Source organism: Naumannella halotolerans (genome assembly GCF_004364645.1).
Taxonomy (GTDB): Bacteria; Actinomycetota; Actinomycetes; order Propionibacteriales; family Propionibacteriaceae; genus Naumannella; species Naumannella halotolerans.
Genome location: NZ_SOAW01000001.1, coordinates 1,633,198 through 1,650,241, shown reverse-complemented (window position 1 = coordinate 1,650,241; position 17,044 = coordinate 1,633,198). Strand labels below are relative to the sequence as shown.

18 protein-coding genes are annotated in these 17,044 nt (G+C 66.1%); 15 read left to right on the top strand and 3 right to left on the bottom strand.

Annotated elements, in window-relative coordinates:
- Nucleotides 1-11 precede the first annotated feature (11 nt).
- The 4 genes from dnaJ to CLV29_RS07590 all read left to right on the top strand — a co-directional run bounded on the left by dnaJ (nt 12) and on the right by CLV29_RS07590 (nt 3,831).
- On the top strand, nt 12-1,196 hold the full coding sequence (gene dnaJ, locus CLV29_RS07605; protein WP_133754335.1) for a molecular chaperone DnaJ: 1,185 nt from the start codon (nt 12-14) through the stop codon (nt 1,194-1,196).
- The gene (locus CLV29_RS07600) at nt 1,193-1,927 is read left to right on the top strand and encodes a 16S rRNA (uracil(1498)-N(3))-methyltransferase (RefSeq protein ID WP_133754334.1); all 735 of its coding nucleotides are present in this window, start codon (nt 1,193-1,195) and stop codon (nt 1,925-1,927) included. The genes dnaJ and CLV29_RS07600 overlap by 4 nt, the downstream gene beginning before the upstream one ends.
- Nucleotides 1,928-1,988: 61 nt before the next feature.
- A complete protein-coding gene (gene tgt / locus CLV29_RS07595) occupies nt 1,989-3,203 on the top strand; it encodes a tRNA guanosine(34) transglycosylase Tgt (RefSeq protein WP_208292803.1) in 1,215 nt (404 codons plus the stop codon).
- A gap of 28 nt (nt 3,204-3,231) precedes the next feature.
- Nucleotides 3,232-3,831: a hypothetical protein gene (locus tag CLV29_RS07590; protein ID WP_133754332.1), complete on the top strand. Its 600-nt coding sequence runs from the start codon at nt 3,232-3,234 to the stop codon at nt 3,829-3,831.
- Between the two features lie 28 nt (nt 3,832-3,859).
- Here CLV29_RS07590 and CLV29_RS07585 read toward each other — a convergent pair whose 3' ends face one another.
- Nucleotides 3,860-4,681, bottom strand: coding sequence for a DeoR/GlpR family DNA-binding transcription regulator (locus tag CLV29_RS07585; RefSeq protein ID WP_133754331.1), 822 nt, complete (start codon nt 4,679-4,681; stop codon nt 3,860-3,862).
- Between the two features lie 155 nt (nt 4,682-4,836).
- On the opposite strand from CLV29_RS07585, the gene CLV29_RS07580 reads away from it, so the two are divergent.
- The 6 genes from CLV29_RS07580 (at nt 4,837) to CLV29_RS07555 (ending at nt 11,280) form a co-directional block, all read left to right on the top strand.
- Nucleotides 4,837-6,126, top strand: a complete 1,290-nt coding sequence (locus CLV29_RS07580) for an ABC transporter substrate-binding protein (RefSeq protein ID WP_133754330.1) — start codon at nt 4,837-4,839, stop codon at nt 6,124-6,126.
- A gap of 66 nt (nt 6,127-6,192) precedes the next feature.
- Entirely contained in the window at nt 6,193-7,149 is a 957-nt protein-coding gene (locus CLV29_RS07575; RefSeq protein WP_133754329.1) for a carbohydrate ABC transporter permease, read from the top strand.
- A 5-nt stretch (nt 7,150-7,154) separates the two neighbouring features.
- Nucleotides 7,155-8,024, top strand: coding sequence for a carbohydrate ABC transporter permease (locus CLV29_RS07570; RefSeq protein WP_133754328.1), 870 nt, complete (start codon nt 7,155-7,157; stop codon nt 8,022-8,024).
- A gap of 41 nt (nt 8,025-8,065) precedes the next feature.
- Complete coding sequence (locus CLV29_RS07565; protein ID WP_133754327.1) at nt 8,066-8,950, top strand: ketose-bisphosphate aldolase; 885 nt, start codon at nt 8,066-8,068, stop codon at nt 8,948-8,950.
- Between the two features lie 42 nt (nt 8,951-8,992).
- Nucleotides 8,993-10,195, top strand: a complete 1,203-nt coding sequence (locus tag CLV29_RS07560; protein ID WP_133754326.1) for an ADP-dependent glucokinase/phosphofructokinase — start codon at nt 8,993-8,995, stop codon at nt 10,193-10,195.
- Nucleotides 10,196-10,248: 53 nt separating this feature from the next.
- Nucleotides 10,249-11,280, top strand: a complete 1,032-nt coding sequence (locus tag CLV29_RS07555) for an alcohol dehydrogenase catalytic domain-containing protein (protein ID WP_133754325.1) — start codon at nt 10,249-10,251, stop codon at nt 11,278-11,280.
- A gap of 59 nt (nt 11,281-11,339) precedes the next feature.
- Here CLV29_RS07555 and CLV29_RS07550 read toward each other — a convergent pair whose 3' ends face one another.
- Nucleotides 11,340-11,765 (bottom strand): MarR family winged helix-turn-helix transcriptional regulator, encoded by a 426-nt coding sequence (locus CLV29_RS07550; RefSeq protein WP_166649167.1) that lies wholly within the window; start codon nt 11,763-11,765, stop codon nt 11,340-11,342.
- A 186-nt stretch (nt 11,766-11,951) separates the two neighbouring features.
- Here CLV29_RS07550 and CLV29_RS07545 point away from each other — a divergent pair, with 186 nt between their 5' ends.
- The 4 genes from CLV29_RS07545 to CLV29_RS07530 all read left to right on the top strand — a co-directional run bounded on the left by CLV29_RS07545 (nt 11,952) and on the right by CLV29_RS07530 (nt 15,119).
- Nucleotides 11,952-13,145: a cytochrome ubiquinol oxidase subunit I gene (locus CLV29_RS07545; protein WP_166649166.1), complete on the top strand. Its 1,194-nt coding sequence runs from the start codon at nt 11,952-11,954 to the stop codon at nt 13,143-13,145.
- The gene (locus tag CLV29_RS07540) at nt 13,142-13,849 is read left to right on the top strand and encodes a hypothetical protein (protein WP_133754322.1); all 708 of its coding nucleotides are present in this window, start codon (nt 13,142-13,144) and stop codon (nt 13,847-13,849) included. The genes CLV29_RS07545 and CLV29_RS07540 overlap by 4 nt, the downstream gene beginning before the upstream one ends.
- Nucleotides 13,846-14,151 (top strand): Rdx family protein, encoded by a 306-nt coding sequence (locus CLV29_RS07535; protein ID WP_243831788.1) that lies wholly within the window; start codon nt 13,846-13,848, stop codon nt 14,149-14,151. The genes CLV29_RS07540 and CLV29_RS07535 overlap by 4 nt, the downstream gene beginning before the upstream one ends.
- Nucleotides 14,152-14,258: 107 nt before the next feature.
- Entirely contained in the window at nt 14,259-15,119 is an 861-nt protein-coding gene (locus CLV29_RS07530; protein ID WP_133754320.1) for an alpha/beta fold hydrolase, read from the top strand.
- 145 nt (nt 15,120-15,264) lie between these two features.
- On the opposite strand, the gene CLV29_RS07525 is transcribed toward CLV29_RS07530, so the two are convergent.
- Nucleotides 15,265-16,008, bottom strand: a complete 744-nt coding sequence (locus CLV29_RS07525) for a queuosine precursor transporter (RefSeq protein ID WP_243831787.1) — start codon at nt 16,006-16,008, stop codon at nt 15,265-15,267.
- A 179-nt stretch (nt 16,009-16,187) separates the two neighbouring features.
- On the opposite strand from CLV29_RS07525, the gene CLV29_RS07520 reads away from it, so the two are divergent.
- A complete protein-coding gene (locus CLV29_RS07520) occupies nt 16,188-16,733 on the top strand; it encodes a DUF5709 domain-containing protein (protein WP_133754319.1) in 546 nt (181 codons plus the stop codon).
- The last annotated feature ends 311 nt before the right edge of the window (nt 16,734-17,044 follow it).

Here is a 17,044-nt window from a genome sequence, read left to right as displayed (position 1 = left end):
ACAGAACACAGATGAGCACTGACTACTACGCGCTGTTGGGCGTGGAACGTACCGCCAGCGTGGAGCAGATCAAGAAGGCCTACCGCAAGATGGCGATGAAGGTGCACCCCGATGTGGCGCCGGGCCCGGAGGCAGCGGAGAAGTTCAAGGAACTCTCCGAGGCCTATGAGATCCTCTCCAGCCCGGAGAAGCGCTCGATCTACGACCGGGGCGGTGACCCGCGGATGGCCGGTGCCGGTGGGCGCGGCGGTTTCGGCGGATTCGGTGGCTTCGGCAGCGCCCAGGGCTTCGACTTCAGCGACCTGATCGATGCGATGTTCACCGGACAGACCACGGCTCGGGGGCCGCGCTCACGGGTACGGCGGGGACAGGACTCCTACGTACCGGCTAGTCTGAGCCTGGCCGAGGCGGCCTTCGGCACCACCATCGACACCGTCCTCGACACCGCCGTGCGCTGTTCGGTCTGCGACGGCAGCGGTGCGGCACCGGGCACCTCGCCCGAGCGCTGCCGTACCTGCCAGGGATCGGGTGAGATCACCCAGATGCAGCGGATCGGGATGGCCGGTATCCGTACCTCCCAGCCCTGCCCGAACTGTCAGGGATTCGGCGTCACGATCCCGAATCCGTGCATCGAGTGTGACGGTGAGGGCCGGGTCCGGCAGACCGAGAAGCTGCAGGTGAAGATCCCCTCCGGGGTGGAGTCGGGGATGCAGATCCACCTGGCCGGCCGTGGTGAGGCCGGCCCGAACGGTGGCGAGCCCGGTGATGTCTACATCAAGTTGCAGGTACGCGAGCACGAGCACTTCCGCCGCGAGGGCAACAACCTCGAACTGGTGGTGCCGATCCCGATGACCGCTGCCGCCCTGGGGACGTCGGTCGAGGTGCCGACCCTGGAGGCCGACCTCGGTGATCGGGAGGACATGGCCGATGCGCCGAAGACCCTGGAGGTGGAGGTCCCGGCCGGTACCCAGTCTGGTACCCGGGTCGCGATCGCCGGCCGGGGTGTGCCGAAACTGCGGGGCCGTGGCCGTGGCGAGCTCGGCGTCACCTTCCTGGTGCAGACACCGACCAAGATCAACAAGGAGCAGCGTGAACTGCTCGAGCAGCTGGCCGAGCTGCGGGAGGAGACCCGGGTGCAACTGCGCTCGGGTGGCGGCAAGGGCTTCTTCGAGCGGTTGAAGCGGTCCGCCCAGTGACCGATGCGGTCTTCCTGGCCGCCGAAGCCGCCACGGTCGGGCCCGGTGCGAGTCTGCTCCTGGACGGGCCGGAGGGTCACCATGCCTCGGTGGTCCGGCGGCTGCGCGTCGGCGAGGTGATCATCGTCGCCGACGGCGCCGGTGCCGCGGTCCGAGGACCGGTCACCGCGGTGTCGAAAGGTCGGGTGGAGATCGAGGTCACCGAACGGCTGCACCGCGATGTTTCGCCGGTACGTTGGACGGTCGCCCAGGCCCTGGCCAAGGGTGATCATGCAGACCGGGCGTTGGACCTGTTGACCGAGGTCGGTGTGGCCGAGATCGTTCCCTGGCAGGCAGCGCGCTGCATCGTGCGCTGGAACGGTGATCGCGCGGAGAAGTCGCGTGCGAAGTGGCAGGCAGCGGTGCGGGAGGCGACCAAGCAGTCGCGCCGGTTCACCGTACCTGCGGTGGCCGAGCCGGTCGGCACCGCCGAGCTGGCAGCCCGGGTGGCAGAAGCTGATCTTGCGCTGATCCTGCACGAGGAGGCGACCACACCGCTGGCGCAGGTGGGACTGCCCGAGTCCGGTGAGGTGTTGATCATCGTCGGACCCGAGGGCGGGATCGATCCGGCCGAACTGCAACGACTGGTCGAGGCCGGGGGAGTCCCGGTGTTGATCAGCGACGCGGTGTTGCGTACCTCCACCGCCGGGGTGGTGGCCCTGGCCGGCTGCCTGAACCGGCCGAAGTTGTGAACCGGCCCGGGTGCGACACCGCGGGTTTGATCCGAACATGGTCCCCGGGGAGGATGCTGCGGTGAGTTTCGGATTCGAGGTGGGCTCCCGGTTGGACGGGCAGCTGGGGCGTACCGGGGTGATCACCACCCCGCACGGGCAGATCGAGACCCCGGCCTTCATCGCCGTCGGGACGAAGGCGACGGTGAAGGCCGTGCTGCCGGAGTCGATGGCCGAGCTGGGCGCTCAGGCGGTGCTGGCCAATGCCTACCACCTGTACCTGCAACCGGGCAGCGACATCGTCGAGTCCGCCGGTGGTCTGGGGAGGTTCATGAACTGGCCCGGGCCGACCTTCACCGACTCCGGTGGTTTTCAGGTGATGAGCCTGGGCGTGGGGTTCAAGAAGGTGCTGGCGATGGATGCCAAGGGTGTCACCGGTGATGACGTGATCGCCGCCGGCAAGGAGCGGATGGCCCATGTCGACGACGACGGGGTGACCTTCAAGTCCCATCTGGACGGGACGATGCACCGGTTCACCCCGGAGGTCTCGATGAAGGTGCAGCATCAGATCGGTGCCGACATCATCTTCGCCTTCGACGAGCTGACCACCTTGATGAACACCCGCGGCTACCAGGAGCAGTCCCTGGCCCGTACCCAGGCCTGGGCGCAACGCTGTCTGGCCGAGCATTCCCGGCTGCTGGCCGCCCACCCCGACCGTCCGCAGCAGGCACTGTTCGGGGTGGTGCAGGGCGCCCAGTACGAGGACCTGCGGCGGAAGGCCTGCCGCGATCTCGCAGCCACCGAGATCGATGGCCGGCATTTCGAGGGGTACGGCATCGGCGGCGCCCTGGAGAAGGAGAACCTGGGCACGATCGTCGGCTGGTGCGCCGAGGAACTGCCGGAGAACCGGCCGCGGCACCTGCTGGGGATCTCCGAACCCGACGACTTCTTCGCCGCGATCGCCGCCGGTGCCGACACCTTCGACTGCGTCTCCCCGTCCCGGGTGGCCCGCAATGCCGCGCTCTACAGCCGGGACGGGCGCTTCAACGTGAACACCGCGGCGAACCGCCGCAACTTCGGGCCCGTGGACGAGGACTGCGACTGCTACACCTGCGCGCACTACACGCGGGCGTACCTGCATCACCTGTTCAAGGCCAAGGAGATGGTGGTGAACACGCTCGCGACAATCCACAACGAACGGTTCATCGTCCGGCTGGTCGACGACATCCGGGACTCGATCCGTACCGGTGACTTCGAGGCCTTCCGGGAGGAGTTCCTGGGCCGCTACTACGGTTGATCAACACCGTGGATGTCATGCTGGACGAATGCGTGTGCGCTTCACCGGTGAGATCACCGGCATCGGTTCGGCCAGCGGGATCCGGGTGGTCGTCGGCAACTGGGCTACCTCGCCGTTCGGGACGGTCGCCGATGCCATGGTGGAAACGGCAGCCGGGCATCGGATCCTGATCGCGCCCACTCCGGAGCTGGCCGAGTTCATCGCCGAAACCTATGTCTTCGACGAGGTACGGGTGGAGCCGACCGACCTCAGCCTCACCGCACACCGAAGGATCTTCACCAGTGAGTCGCTGGAGATCACTGCCGATGTCGGCAGCAGAACCGCCCTCGGCCGCGTGATCGCGCTGCTCCCACATCGGGTCTCCACCTCGACCGCCTGGTGTGCGATCACCGACTTGATTGCCCGCGTGATCATGCCCGGGGTACGCACCCGCGGTACCGCCGGGCGCGGCCGACGCGAGTGGTACGGCGCCACCGATGTCAGGGCGATCTGCGCCATCACCGGACGGCTGGACGGTACCGATCTCGGGTCACTGGCGCCGGTCGATCCGCCGTGTCGCTTCGGATTCAGTTCGACCCCGGCACGGCCGTCACTGACCCGGGTGGTGACGACGATCGAACTGAGCTGAGCGGTCGCGAAATGGGGGGGGGGCGGGCTCAGCCGAGAGGGGCCGGGAACTTCACGGTCACCCCTTGATCATGCGCCGCTCGGAGAAAATCGGCCGGTGGTTCACGGTCGGTGACCAGATAGTCGGGACGGGCGAACTCACACACCTGGGCGAACAGGCGCTTTCCCAGTTTGGATCCGTCCACCAGCAGGACCACCTGTTGTGCGTGCTCGATCATCTCCCGCATCATCGTGGCCTCGGACAGGCTGCCGGTGGAGAATCCGCCGTCGACCGAGGCGGCGCCCACGGTGATGAAGGCGATGTCACAGAGGACCGATGACTCACCGTGGGCGGAGCTGCTGTCGAAACGTACCGGCCCGATGGTGGCCTGAGCACTCAGTCGTACCTCGCCGCCGAACAGGTAGACATTGCGGATCGCCCGGTGCTCGAGCTCTGCCGGGAGCAGCAGATTGTTGGTTGCGATGATCAGGTCCCGGCGATCCCCGAGGCACCGTGCCACGGCCAGACAGGTCGTGCCCGCGTTCAGCATCACCGACATCCCGTCGTGGACCAGCGATGCTGCCACCTCACCGATCAGCGCCTTCTCCTCGATGTGTGCCGAGCGGCGCGCGTCGATGCTGAGTTCGGGCTTCGGGGTATCGGGGGAGCGGATTGCACCCCCACGAGTGCGGTGCACCACCCCCTCGGCGTGCAATTGGTCCAGGTCGCGCCGGATGGTGTCCACGGAGACGCTGAAGCGCGCAGCGAGTTCGGGAATGGTGGCCTCCCCGACGCTGCTGACCAGACTCGCGATCCTCGCCTTGCGGCCGGCGGGCAGCGTCCGCTCAGGATCAGGGACAGAGGTGGGCACACGCAATATCTAGCACATACCCGCGAGGCTATGCCGTATTTGCCCTGAGATCGCCTATTGACAAGCCGCAATCCGGAAACTTAGCGTGACTACACGCATAAACATGCAAAAACCAGCAGATCGCAGCAACGATGCGCAGTTCAAGGAGGAACGTGATGGGCAAAGGGGCTCACAAGCGGGTGATGACCGCATCCATTGCAGCGGTGGCCGCATCGGTCATCGGCCTGAGTGGATGCGCTGGCGGCGGTTCCGGTGGCGCGGAGGACGGGACCGTCACTCTGGAGTTCACGCAGTGGTGGGAACCCGAATTGCCCGACGGTGCTCTGCGGTCGTTGATGGACGAGTTCGAACAGCAGAATCCGGGCATCAAGGTGGAACTGCTGTCCGGCCCGTATTCCTCCACCAGGGAGCAGATCGTCGCCGGATCAGCCTCCGGAACGCTGTCCGATGTGGTCGGTCTCGACGGTGGCTGGGTTTACGACCTCGTCCAGCAGGGAGCGATCGCCGATCTGAGTGAGGCCATGCAGACGGCCGGGTACGACGATTCCCAACTTGCCAGCCAGGTGCAGGTCGATGGGGCGACCTACTCGATCCCGGCGGTGAACTTCTCCTACATGCTGTTCACCAACGACAAGCTACTCAGCGAGGCAGGCGTCGATGAGCCGCCGAGCACTCGCTCGGAGTTCCTCAGCGCCGCCGAGGCGGTGACCGAGAAGGGCGATGCCAGCGGATGGGCGCTACCGCTGTCGCTGGAGTCGCCGGTCGGGGTGCAGAACGATGTGATGTCGTGGAACTGGGCTTCCGGCGGCCGGATGCTGGCCAACGGTCAGCCGGATCTGACCAATCCCGACGTGACCGCGACGGTCGACTACATCAAGCAGTTGAACGATGCCGGCGTGATCGCGCCCGGCGCTGCGAACCTCAAGGAGCAGGACAAGGTTGAGGAGTTCACCAACGAGCGCGTCGGCATGATGATCTCGTCCCTGGCGCACATCAACCTGCTCCGGGAGAACAACCCGGATCTTGAGTTCTCCGTCTCACCCGTGCCGGTTGCCGACGGCTTCTCCGGTACCCCCGGGGTCACCTTCGCCTCCTGGGGTGTCGGGGTCTCCTCCCAGACCGAGCATCCCGAGGAAGCGTGGAAACTGATCGAGTTCCTGATGAGCCCGGAGGCCAATGCAAGCTTGGCCACCTCGGCCAATGGGTTCCCGGGCAATGTGAACTCCGAACCGGGATTCGACGAGAGCGACGAACTCTACAAAGCAGCCTACGAGGCATGGCAGGCCGGTGAACCGGTCAACGAGTTCAACGGCCTGCCGGTTGCCGAGCAACTGATGCGGATCTTCGACGAAGAACTCCAGCGGAGTCTGGACCAGGGCCAGCCGGTTCCGGACACCTTGGCCGCGATCAATGAGCAGTGGACCACCGAGTTGTCCCAGAGCTGATTCCACCATCCCGGCGACATCGCGAACGCGGTGTCACCGGGGAGGGAATCGGAAGAGAGAGCTGCCATGACATCCGCAGAAGCCGTTGCACTCCCGTCGTCCGAGGACGTCGACGTCCCCGGACCGGCGCCGGCCGCACCGAAGCAATCCTCCGGACGGCGTGCGCTGACCCCGTATCTGTTCCTGTCGCCGACCCTGGTGCTGCTGATCGGTCTGATGGCCGTACCGATCGCGATGGTGATCGCCTACTCCTTCATGAAGCGTGCGATCACCAACCCCGACACCAGTTTCGTCGGTCTGGACAACTACCTCGCAGTCATTCAGGATCCGAGTTTCACGGTGTCGTTGGTCAACACCCTGATCTTCTGTGCTGTCAGTGTGGTTGCCCACTTCGTCATCGGCCTGGCCTTTGCACTGCTGTTGAACAGTGATCTGGTGCCTGTCGGGCTCCGGGTGGCCTTCCGGGCGATTCTGATCCTGCCGTGGCTGTTCACCGTGGCGGTGACCGCCGTGCTCTGGCGGATGCTGCTCAGCCCGAACGGTGTGATCAACTACCTGGCCACGAATGCAGGGGTCGTCGGCGCCCCGATCGAGTGGTTGAGCAGCGCCGATCTCGCCCTGCCGGCGATCACCTTCATCAACATCTGGTGCGGTTACCCGTTCTTCATGATCTCGCTCCTGGCAGGGTTGCAAGGAATCCCGCAGGACCTGTACGAAGCGGCGAAGGTCGATGGGGCAGGACCCGTCGCCCAGTTCGTCAGTGTCACGCTCCCGCAGCTGCGCCCGGTGATCATCAGCATGGCGCTGCTCGACTTCATCTGGACCAGTCAGCAGTTCGCACTGATCTGGATGACCACCGGTGGGGGCCCGATCAATGCCACCGAAGTGCTCAGCACCTTCACCTACAAGCTGGCCTTCGCCAGCTACGACTTCGCCGAGGCGTCGGCCAGTGCGGTGATCGTGCTGCTGCTGTCGACGATCTTGGCCGTCCTCTACGTCCGCCACCAGCGAGCCAAGGAGTGAGTGTGATGAGCACAACGGCTACGATTCCCCGACGGCGCCGGATCCACGGGCGTCGGCGAGTTGCCCAGGTCTGCGCCGTGATCGGGCTGTTCCTGGGTGGCCTGTTCGCCGGGCTGCCGATCCTCTGGATGCTGTCGAGTTCCTTCAAGTCCAACACCGAGATCTTCGAGCAGCCGCCCCGTCTGATCACCGAGAACTTCTCCCTCGACGCCTATGTCACCATACTCACGGATCCGGTGAAGGTCAGGTTCTTCATCAACAGCTACGTGGTGGCGATAGCGGTGTCCCTGCTCTCGCTGGCTGTGGCGTCCTTCGGTGCCTACGCGCTGAGCCGGTTCGAGTTTCCCTTCAAGAAGCAGATCAACGTGCTGATCATCAGTGTGCAGGCCGTACCGCCGATCACGCTGCTGATTCCCTACTTCGGCCTGGTCGTCTTCCTCGGCATCTACAACAGTTATGCCGGGCTGATCCTCACCTACATGGTGTTCGTGCTGCCCTATGCGATCATCATGCTCACTGGCTACTTCAACACTTTGCCGAGAGAACTCGATGAAGCAGTTGCCGTGGACGGCGGTGGCAGGGTGACGACTCTGGTGCGGATCCTGATGCCCATATCGCTGCCCGGCATGGTCTCGGTCGGCGTCTACACCTTCATGATCGCCTGGAACGAGTACATCTTCGCGCTGACCCTCACTCGCACCGACGACATGCGGACTGTGCCGATCGGCATCCAACTTCTGATGGGGCAGCACTCCTACAACTGGAACGAGATGATGGCCATGAGCGTGCTGGGCTGTATTCCGGTTCTGATCCTGTTCCTCATCTTCCAGCGCTACTTCATGAGCGGTATGACTGCCGGCGCCGTGAAGGTCTGACCCCCTCGAATTCCAACCTCAAGACGAAAGAAGGATCACTTATGCTCACAACAGGTTCGGCCATCCTCGACGTGGCGAACACCAACAACTTCGCCGTTCCTGCCTTCAACATCAGCGATTGGGCGATGGGTGAAGGAATCTTCCGGATCAGCGAAGCCAGCAGGTCACCGCTGCTGGTCGCGATTCACCCGATGGAGTTGGCGCATGTCGGTGACGACTTCCTGGCCTCGATCATCCAGCGGTCGCGACGCTCCAGCGTGCCGGTAGCCATCCACTTCGACCACGGCACGACCGTTCACCACATGTTGTGGGGTGTCCGGACCGGGTTCACTTCGATGATGCTCGACGGGTCCATGCACTCCTTCGAGGACAACGTGGCTCTGACCAGGCGGGCGGTGGAGATCGCGCACCCGGTCGGCCTGTCCGTGGAGGGGGAACTGGGGACGATCGGCCAGGCCGACGACGCCGGCGAGGAAGGTGCCGCCAACATCGTCTACACCCAGCCCGAGGATGCCGTTCGGTTCGTGGAGGAAACCGGTGCCGACAGTCTGGCCGTGGCGATCGGCACCAGCCATGGGCTGTATCCGGCAAGTATGAAGCCGGAGCTGAAGTTGGGCCTGCTGGAAGAGATCAAGTCTGCCGTGGGTGTTCCTCTGGTGCTGCACGGTGGATCGGGAAATCCCGATGACGAGATCGCGGGGGCCGTGAAGCGCGGCATCAACAAGATCAACATCTCGAGCGACATCAAGGCGGCCTACCACGACCGGATGCGCGAGGTTCTGGCCGACCGCTCGCGCCGAGAGCCGAATGTCATCCAGCCGGATTGTGTCGCCGCCATGGAGGAGGTTGCCCTGCACAAGATCGAACTGTTCGAGGCTGACGGGAAGGCCGATCTGTACCGGCTGAGTGAGCTTCCGGCGATGTGAGCCGGGTGCCGCAGGTGTGATCGGAATAGCTGTGGAAGGGGAATGATGATCCTGCTCGGTCTTGGAGCGAGCATCGACTGGGAGGTCGAATGGTCGGCCCGAACCGTTGAGCGACGGGTCCACCAACTGGGCGTCTCCGCTGCAGACCTGCCCTATTGCGGTCCGATCAGGACGGAGCGCGACCTGCTCCGCACCCTGCTGACGCTGATGGCAGGCGGAACCGGGGGAGAGCGGAGAGTCGAATCGGCGCAGCTCCTGTTCGAGTTCGGTGACCTGTTCGCACGGACGGTGTCACTCGGCGGGACCAATGTGCGTGCGTGGAAAGAACTGGCCAAGCTGGGGGTCTCCTCCACGCTGCACATCGGCGGTGTGGGGCAGGGGCTCGTGGACCTGCTGCCCAGCTCCACCGATGTGCTCTGGTCGGAGACCGGCGCCGGATCGTACCCGCACCTGATCGTGCAGTATCCGGAGGGAACGACGGTCACCACCGTCGATGGTGTCGCGATCACGACCGACGCACCGAACCGCGCCATCCTGGTCAACGATCCCGCCAGCGAACAGGTGCAGCTCGCCAAGGAGTTGCCGGCGGCCATGGGGCGGTCCGACCTGGTCCTGCTGTCGGGTCTGAACGCGATGCGTGACCGACGGCTGGTCCAGATCCGGCTGGCCGAGCTGCAGTCGGCGTTGGGGCAGTTGCCGGATTCGGCGCTGGTGTTCCACGAGGATGCCGGCTACCACGATCAGGGTCTTGCGCGGGAGATCCGGGAGTTCCTGCTGGGTCGGGTCGACGTCTTCAGCATGAACGAGGACGAGATGGTCGGCCACCTCGGTCGAGATGTCGACCTGGCCAGTGCTGAGCAGGTTCGAGCGGCTCTGGCAGATCTCGGTGCGATGTTCCCGGTGCCGATGCTGGTCGTCCACACGCGCCACTGGGCGGCGGCCCGGGGTGAGGGTGCCGCCGGTTTCGGTCCGGCGTTGCGGTGGGGGTCGGACCTGGCCACGACGCGCTACCGGGTGGGTGACGACTGGACGGCGCAGGACCTGGCGACGACGGGGAAGCTGCCCCTCAGTGATGCCGGTCGTACCGTTCGCGACGGTCTCTCCGAGAGCCCGGGGCTCTGGACCGAACCGACGCGATCGGTCGGCGGTACAGGGCCGCGGACGACCATCGGCTTGGGCGACGCCTTCGTTGCTGGTTTCCTGCTCGGCCACGGGACCGACATCGCCTTGGAGGTGGGTGTGTAGTCGCCGACGTCCGTACCGATCGACCACCGAACAGCACCAACAGAAGGAACGACATGTCAACGACGATGATGGCCAACACACTCGATTCCCCGGCACCGCTGGATACCGACCCGCTCGAATGGCGCAGCATTGCGGTACCGGAGCCTGGCGAAGGGCAGGTGCTGATCGAAGTTGCGGCCTGCGGTGTGTGCCGCTCCAACCTGCACATGGTGGTCGGTGACTGGGCTGCGGACGGGGTCCCGGGGGCCTCTCCGATCGTCCCCGGCCACGAGGTGACCGGGCGGATCGCGGGTCTCGGACCCGGTGTGGAGGATTTCGTGGTCGGGGACCCGGTCGGGGTGCAGCCGCTGTGGTGGACCTGCGAGGAGTGCGAGTTCTGCCGGACCGGCCGAGAGCAGTTGTGCCACCAGCGGGTGATCACCGGGGAGCATGTCGACGGCGGGTACGCCGAGTTCATGCTGGCGAACGCGCGCCACACCTATCCGGTGCCGGCGGGACTCGACCTGGTTGCCGCAGCGCCGCTGTTCTGTCCCGGTATCACCGCCTTCGGTGCGGTCGAGAAGCTGGGTATCGAGCCGGGTCAGTCGGTTGCGGTGTTCGGTCTCGGTGGCGTAGGGCATATGGCGGTGCAGTTCGCTGCGCTGGCCGGTGCCGAGGTGATCGCGGTCGGCCGCAATGACGAGCATCTGGCTGTGGCCGCCGATCTCGGGGCCACCAGGCTGGTGAACACCACCCGGGGTGAGGTCGAGGGAATCGCGGACTCGATGGACGGCGTCCTGACGTTCGCCGGTGTCGACTCGGTGACAGCCATGGCCATGGCCAGTCTCAAGTGGGGTGGGACCTTGGTCAATGCGGTGCCGGTGAACATCGACGGGTTCCCGTTCAACAAGGGACAGACGATCAAGGGGTCACTGTTGGGCAACCGTGCCCAGATGGCCGAGGTTCTGCGTCTGGCTGCGGAGGGCAGGATCCGGACCGTCACCGAGTCCTTCGACCTGTCCGAGGCCGGCAACGCCCTGCGCCAACTGGAAGCAGGCGAGTTGCGGTCCCGTGCGGTCCTGGTGAACGGCACCTTCTCCGGCTGACCGGTCGATCTCGGGGCGACCCGGTGGCCCGATCGGTTCGGGCCGCCGGGTCGTCTCCGTCAGCGAGCAGCCAGCTCTCGCAGCATCGGCTCGGCCCGCTCCATGTAGGTCAGCACCTGCTCGACGGCTTCGGGTTCGAGGTCGCCGAACAGTTCGCGCATGGCCCGGCGATGGGGTTCGACCGCTTCGTCGATCCGTGCCTGCCAGTTGTCGGTGCGATGGATGAGGATCCGCCGGCGGTCCGAGGGGTCGGCGACCCGCTCGGCGTACCCGCGTTCGACCAGCCGTTCGACCATCCGGCTGACCGCTGCTGCGCTGAGGCCGGTCGTGCGGGCGAGTTCGGCGGGGGAGGCCGGCGCCTGGTTCAACTGCACGAGGGTGGCGAACTCGGTGGAGCTCAGGCCCAACTCCTGCGCGGTGTGATGGCCCCAGATGATGGTGGCGGCCAGGTACCGCTGGATCACACCTCCGACACTGCCTGCCATGCGCGGCCCTCTCGTCGACATCAGGGATCACTCGGGGACGGAGACCCTTCCCCAATGATTGCACGCGCGCAATGATTGCGTGCATGCAACTAAAGCTTCTGTTCCCCGCCCGCCGAACCCACCATGGCAGAGTTCTCGACCTGCCCGGTGGCTGCCGCGCACGGTGAGCGGGAGCGGATTGCGCCAATGGACACGATCATGCTCGCGCGGACACTCTTCGGGGTCACCGCCGGTGTGCACTTCTGGTTTGTCGCGCTCACCCTTGGCGTGACTCCGGTACTGGCGGTGACCGCCACCGTGCGCGCACTCGCCCCGAGCACCGGTCGGGCACATGCCACCAGTGAGCGACTGCTCGGCTGGCTGACCCGGCCGTACCTGATCAACTATGCGCTGGGAATCGTCACCGGGCTGGTGATGGAACTGCAGTTGGCGCTGAACTGGGGTGGGCTGACCAAGGTGGCCAGCGACGTGTTCGGCACGGCGCTGGTGCTGGAGACGGTGCTGGCCTTCATGGTCGAGTCGACCGCTCTCGGCCTGTGGATCTTCGGCTGGCGGATCCTTCCGCGAGGGGTCCAAGCAGGCTTGATCTGGCTGGTCACCATCGCTGCCTGGGTGTCGGCCTGGTTCGTTCTCGTCGCCAACGGTTTCCTGCATCGCCCGGTGGGGTACGGCCGTACGGGCGACCGTCTGCAGTTGGTCGATCCCGGGGCCCTGTTCACCAACCCCAGTGCGCTCGCGGCACTGGCCCACATCAGCGGGGCCGCACTGTGGGTCGGCGGGTTCGTCCTCACGGCCGGGGCGGCCCGCCTGGCCCGTCGTCGGATCGACTTCCCGGTGGCCCGGGCGGCGCTGCGCACGGGCGTGATCATGGTTGCGGTCGGCAGTCCCGTGCTGGTGGCCTCCGGGATCGGACAGTTCAGTTGGGCGCGTACCGATCCCGAACCCCACGTCACAGGGGAGTCGGGAACGATGCTGGCGCTGATGATGCTGGTCTGGGTGCTGGTCACACCGGTCACCTGGTTTGTCCTGCTGCCACTGCTCTCCCGTTCCCGGTTGCTCCGGATGCCGGGACTGCTCTGGCCGCTGGCGTGGGGTTTTCCGATTCCCGCGGCGGTCACGATCATGGGCTGGGTCTACCGGGAGGTCGCCCGGCAGCCCTGGGCGATCACCGGCATTCTCCGTACCGCCGACGCCGTCACCGTCACCGCCGGGCCGACCTTCACGGTCACCACGGTCGCCATGATCATGCTCACGGCCGGCGTCGGCCTGCTGAACCAGGTTTTGATCATCCGCGCTCTGGGCACGGTCCCGCGGGCAGAACCGATTGTCGTCGATGGCTGGGTGGAAACGCCCGTCAGCCTGTCCGGGCGGTCGGCATGAGTGTCGTGGCGGTGATCATCATGTGTTTCTGCCTGGCGGTCGGGTGCGCTTTCGGTGGGTGGCAGTTGGGCTGGGGAATCCGGGCGATCCTGCCCCGATCGGCGCCGCGCTCGTTCCGCACAATCGGGCTGGGGTTCCTGGCCGCCGAGGTCTGGGCGCTGGCAGCGATTGCCCTGTTCCCGGCACTGTTCCCGAGGTCCGAAGCAGCGATCGTCGAGATCGGTTGGCTGCCCATCTGGATCGCACTCGGCAGTTGGCTGCTGCGGGACCTCGTCCTGTGGTGGGTGATCCTGGTCGACGGTGCTCCGCTGGCGACCCTGGCGTTCCTGCTGGCGGCCACCAGTGCCGTGATGACGGTCGTCCTCGGCGCCGGGCTGGGCTGGGCACTGGTTGCCGCGGGCCGACCCGTGACGTCGTCGCTGCTGATCGCGATGGGCCTCGGGGGGTTCCTGGGGGCTGCCCTGCTGACGACGCTGCCGCGGGTCGGTGGTGCGGTGTTGGCTGTCGCAGCCGCGGCGGCGGTCCTGAGGCACCTGCCTTCGCTGGTGGTGCAGGCCGAGGGGGCGAGCAGCCTGACCCTGGTCGTACCACTGGTGGCTGCCGGACTCGGATTCGTGGTGTTGCTGCAGTTGGGGTGGTGGCTGACTTCCTGCCGCGCCGCCGGGTCACCGGGTGAGTATCGGCGTGACACCATGGCGTGGTGAAGATTGTCCAGATCACCTACTGCACCCAGTGCAACTGGCTGCTGCGCGCCAACTGGTACGCCGCCGAGCTGTTGCAGACCTTCGCCGACGAACTCGACGGGGTCACGCTGTCACCGGGCAAGGGCGGGATCTTCCGGGTCGACGTGACCAACGACGACGGCTACCACGGCGTCTGGAACCGCAAGCGCGATGGCGGGTTCCCCGAGATCACCGAGCTCAAGCGGCGGGTGCGCGACGTGATCGCCCCGGAGAAGGATCTCGGACATGCCGATCGTGCGGCCGAGAACTCGCAGACCCCGTGAATGTGCTTGCTGATCTCCTTGTCGATGCCAGAACACGGGGCTCATCTGTTTTGTGAGCCCGTCGGAAGGTCGCCCGGTACTCACTGTCCGTTGCGCTCGATCGGTCCATGCCGTTGCATTGGGACATGACGGGTGGCGCGACGATCATGACTGTTAATTCCCGCGACGGAACCCGGATTGGGGTGTCGATGACCGGCAGTGGCATCCCACTGGTCATCGTCGACGGTGCGATGTCTTCACGGGAGCAGCACCCGTCCGCCCCGGAACTGGACGAAGCCCTTGCGGAGCGGTGCACTGTTGTCCGCTACGACCGTCGGGGGCGCGGCCTGAGCGCGGCGGGTGAGCCGGGCATCATCCACGAAGTCGATGACCTGTGCTGCTTGGTCAATGAGCTTGCTGAGCCGCCGGTTCTGCTGGGTTTCTCCTCGGGAGCTGTGCTCGCGCTCGAGGCCGTCCGCGAAGGCCTTCCTGTTGCGGGGCTGGCACTCTACGAGCCGCCCGTTGTCGCGAACAACGGTCGCGCTCCGGTCAGTCCCGGCTACCCAGCCGCCGTGGCGGAGCTGGTGGAACGCGGGGATCTCGTCGGCGCGTTGGCGCTCTTCATGACCGAACCGGTGGGCATGCCGGTTGAAGTTGTCGAGCAGATGAGGGGCGATCCGGGCTTTCGAATGGGGGTCGGCGCCGCGCGCAGCCTGCCCTACGACGCTGAAATCATGGCCCCGGTCTCGACGGGTGTCCCGAGCGCACTGAGCCGCTTCGATTCCGTTCGTGCCCCGACCGTCGTACTCAGCGGCAGTCGGACCGAGCCGTGGCTGACCTCTGCTGCCGATGCTGTCGCTGCGACGATCACCAGCGCGCAGCGCCGTATCATCGAAGGCCAAGACCACGACCCGAGCGCCGAATCCATTGAGCCGGAGGTGCATCGGTTCCTTGACGGCCTCTCGGCGCGACCCGTCTGGGCAGGGTGACCACCACCCGCTGACATCAGATCACAGCCAACCGTGCCGAGCGTCTCCGGGCATTCAACGACCGTCCGGAACCCCGGAAAGCTGTGGTCGGCCGCGGCCGCCATGTGCCTTGTCCTTCTGTCGGTCGCGACCACTGTCGCCGGGCTCATGCCTCCACGGTGCCGTAGCTCGGCTCGGCCCGCTTCAACCAACGACAGACCGCGTAGGTGACCGGCAGCATGATGGCCTCCACCGACACCTTCCAGATGAAGCCGACCACGGTGTAGTTCAGGAAGTCGGAGAAGCTGGCGATCCCCAGGGCGGTGGCGGCGATGGCGCAGAAGGCAACCGTGTCGAAGGCCTGGCCCGCCAGAGTCGAGCCCATGGCCCGCGCCCACAGGCTGCGCTCACCGGTGCGTTGCTTCAGTTTCACCAGGACCCACGAGTTCACGAACTCGCCGGCCGCGTACCCGACCAGACCGGCCAGAACGAACTGCGGCACGACCCCGATCACCGATTCCAGGGCTGCCTGGTTGTCCCAGAAGTCGGCAGCCGGCAGCTGCAGGGTGAGCCAGAAGACGCCGGTCATCAGCAGCAGGCAGACGAATCCGAGCGCGATCACCTTCCGCATGGTGCGGAACCCGTAGACCTCGCTGATCACATCGCCGAGCACGTAGGCCAGGGGGAACAGGAAGAAGGCGCCGTCGGTGACGATGCCGCTGACCTGGATCGGGCCGAGGGCGAACTCCAGGCCGGGGAAGAACACCACACCCTTGGTCACCACCACATTGCTGATCAGCATCACCGACACGAACAATCCGACCAGGCCCATGAAGTAGGTGCTCTGCGGCAGGGCGAAACGGGCCTTGCCCACGTCCGCGGCCGTCTCGGCAGGCGATGCTGAACTCACTGCAGCATGGTCGCGCAAGTACCGGTCGGGATTCCACTTGGGGGTCCCCGCGGGTCAGTTGGTGACGCCGGGGTCGGCAGGACCGGCCGGCCCGGGTCTGCCGTGGCAGGCCCGCGGGTAGTGTCCTCTCCTCGTTCCCCGCGGGAATCGGGTGCCACGGGTCGTGGCAGGGTGGGGACATGAGCGAACAATCGAACTTCGAGCAGATCCCCGACGACTCCGAGCAGCTCGACCAACTGCAGGCCGATGACACCCTGATCGATCGTGGACAACCAGATCCGCTCGACGAGGGCTACATCGCACCGGACGGCTGGTCCGCGGCCGAGGGCTTCGGCAACACCGCGGCGGAGGCTGCCGAGGGCGAGAGCCTGGATCAGAAGTTGAAGGAGGAGAACCCCGACGTCGGCCCGGGAAGCTACGGCGGGGACGGGAGTTACGAGGCCGAGCAGGATGCGAACGATCCCGGCACCACGAACCTGCTGGCCGAGGACGCCGACGAGGGACGCCTCGACGAACTGGCCGGAGACCCGGACCTGGCCGCAGAGGATGAGCCGAGCGAGTACGCCATCGACGAGGTCGGTGGCGTCCGGGCCGGTCGCTTGGCCGACCCCGCGACCGTGGACGGCGAGGATGTGGAGTCCGAGCTCATCGCCGAGGACGAGGGCCTGGCCGGTGGCGCGGCCAGCGCCGAGGAAGCCGCCGTCCACATCATCGACGAGGACTGAGTCGGCGTACCGGCTGGGGCCATTGACTTTGCCTGCTCAGAACGGGCGCGGCGGGCCGGGGCGCAACGCGAGTGATGAGGATGCGGCGAGGGGATTACGACGGCTCGTGGCCTGTGGGTGAGTTGTCCAGCCCGTCCTGACGCGGTTGTTGCGGTCCGGTGGAGGGCCGAGCCGTCGGAAACCCGCATCAAGGGTCAGTCGTCGGAAATCCCGCACCCGGGGTGAACCGTCGGAAACCCCAGCATCTGGGACGAGCCGTCGGAGTCCACGCACCTGGGGTCAGCCGTCGGAAACCCCTGCATCTGGGGTCA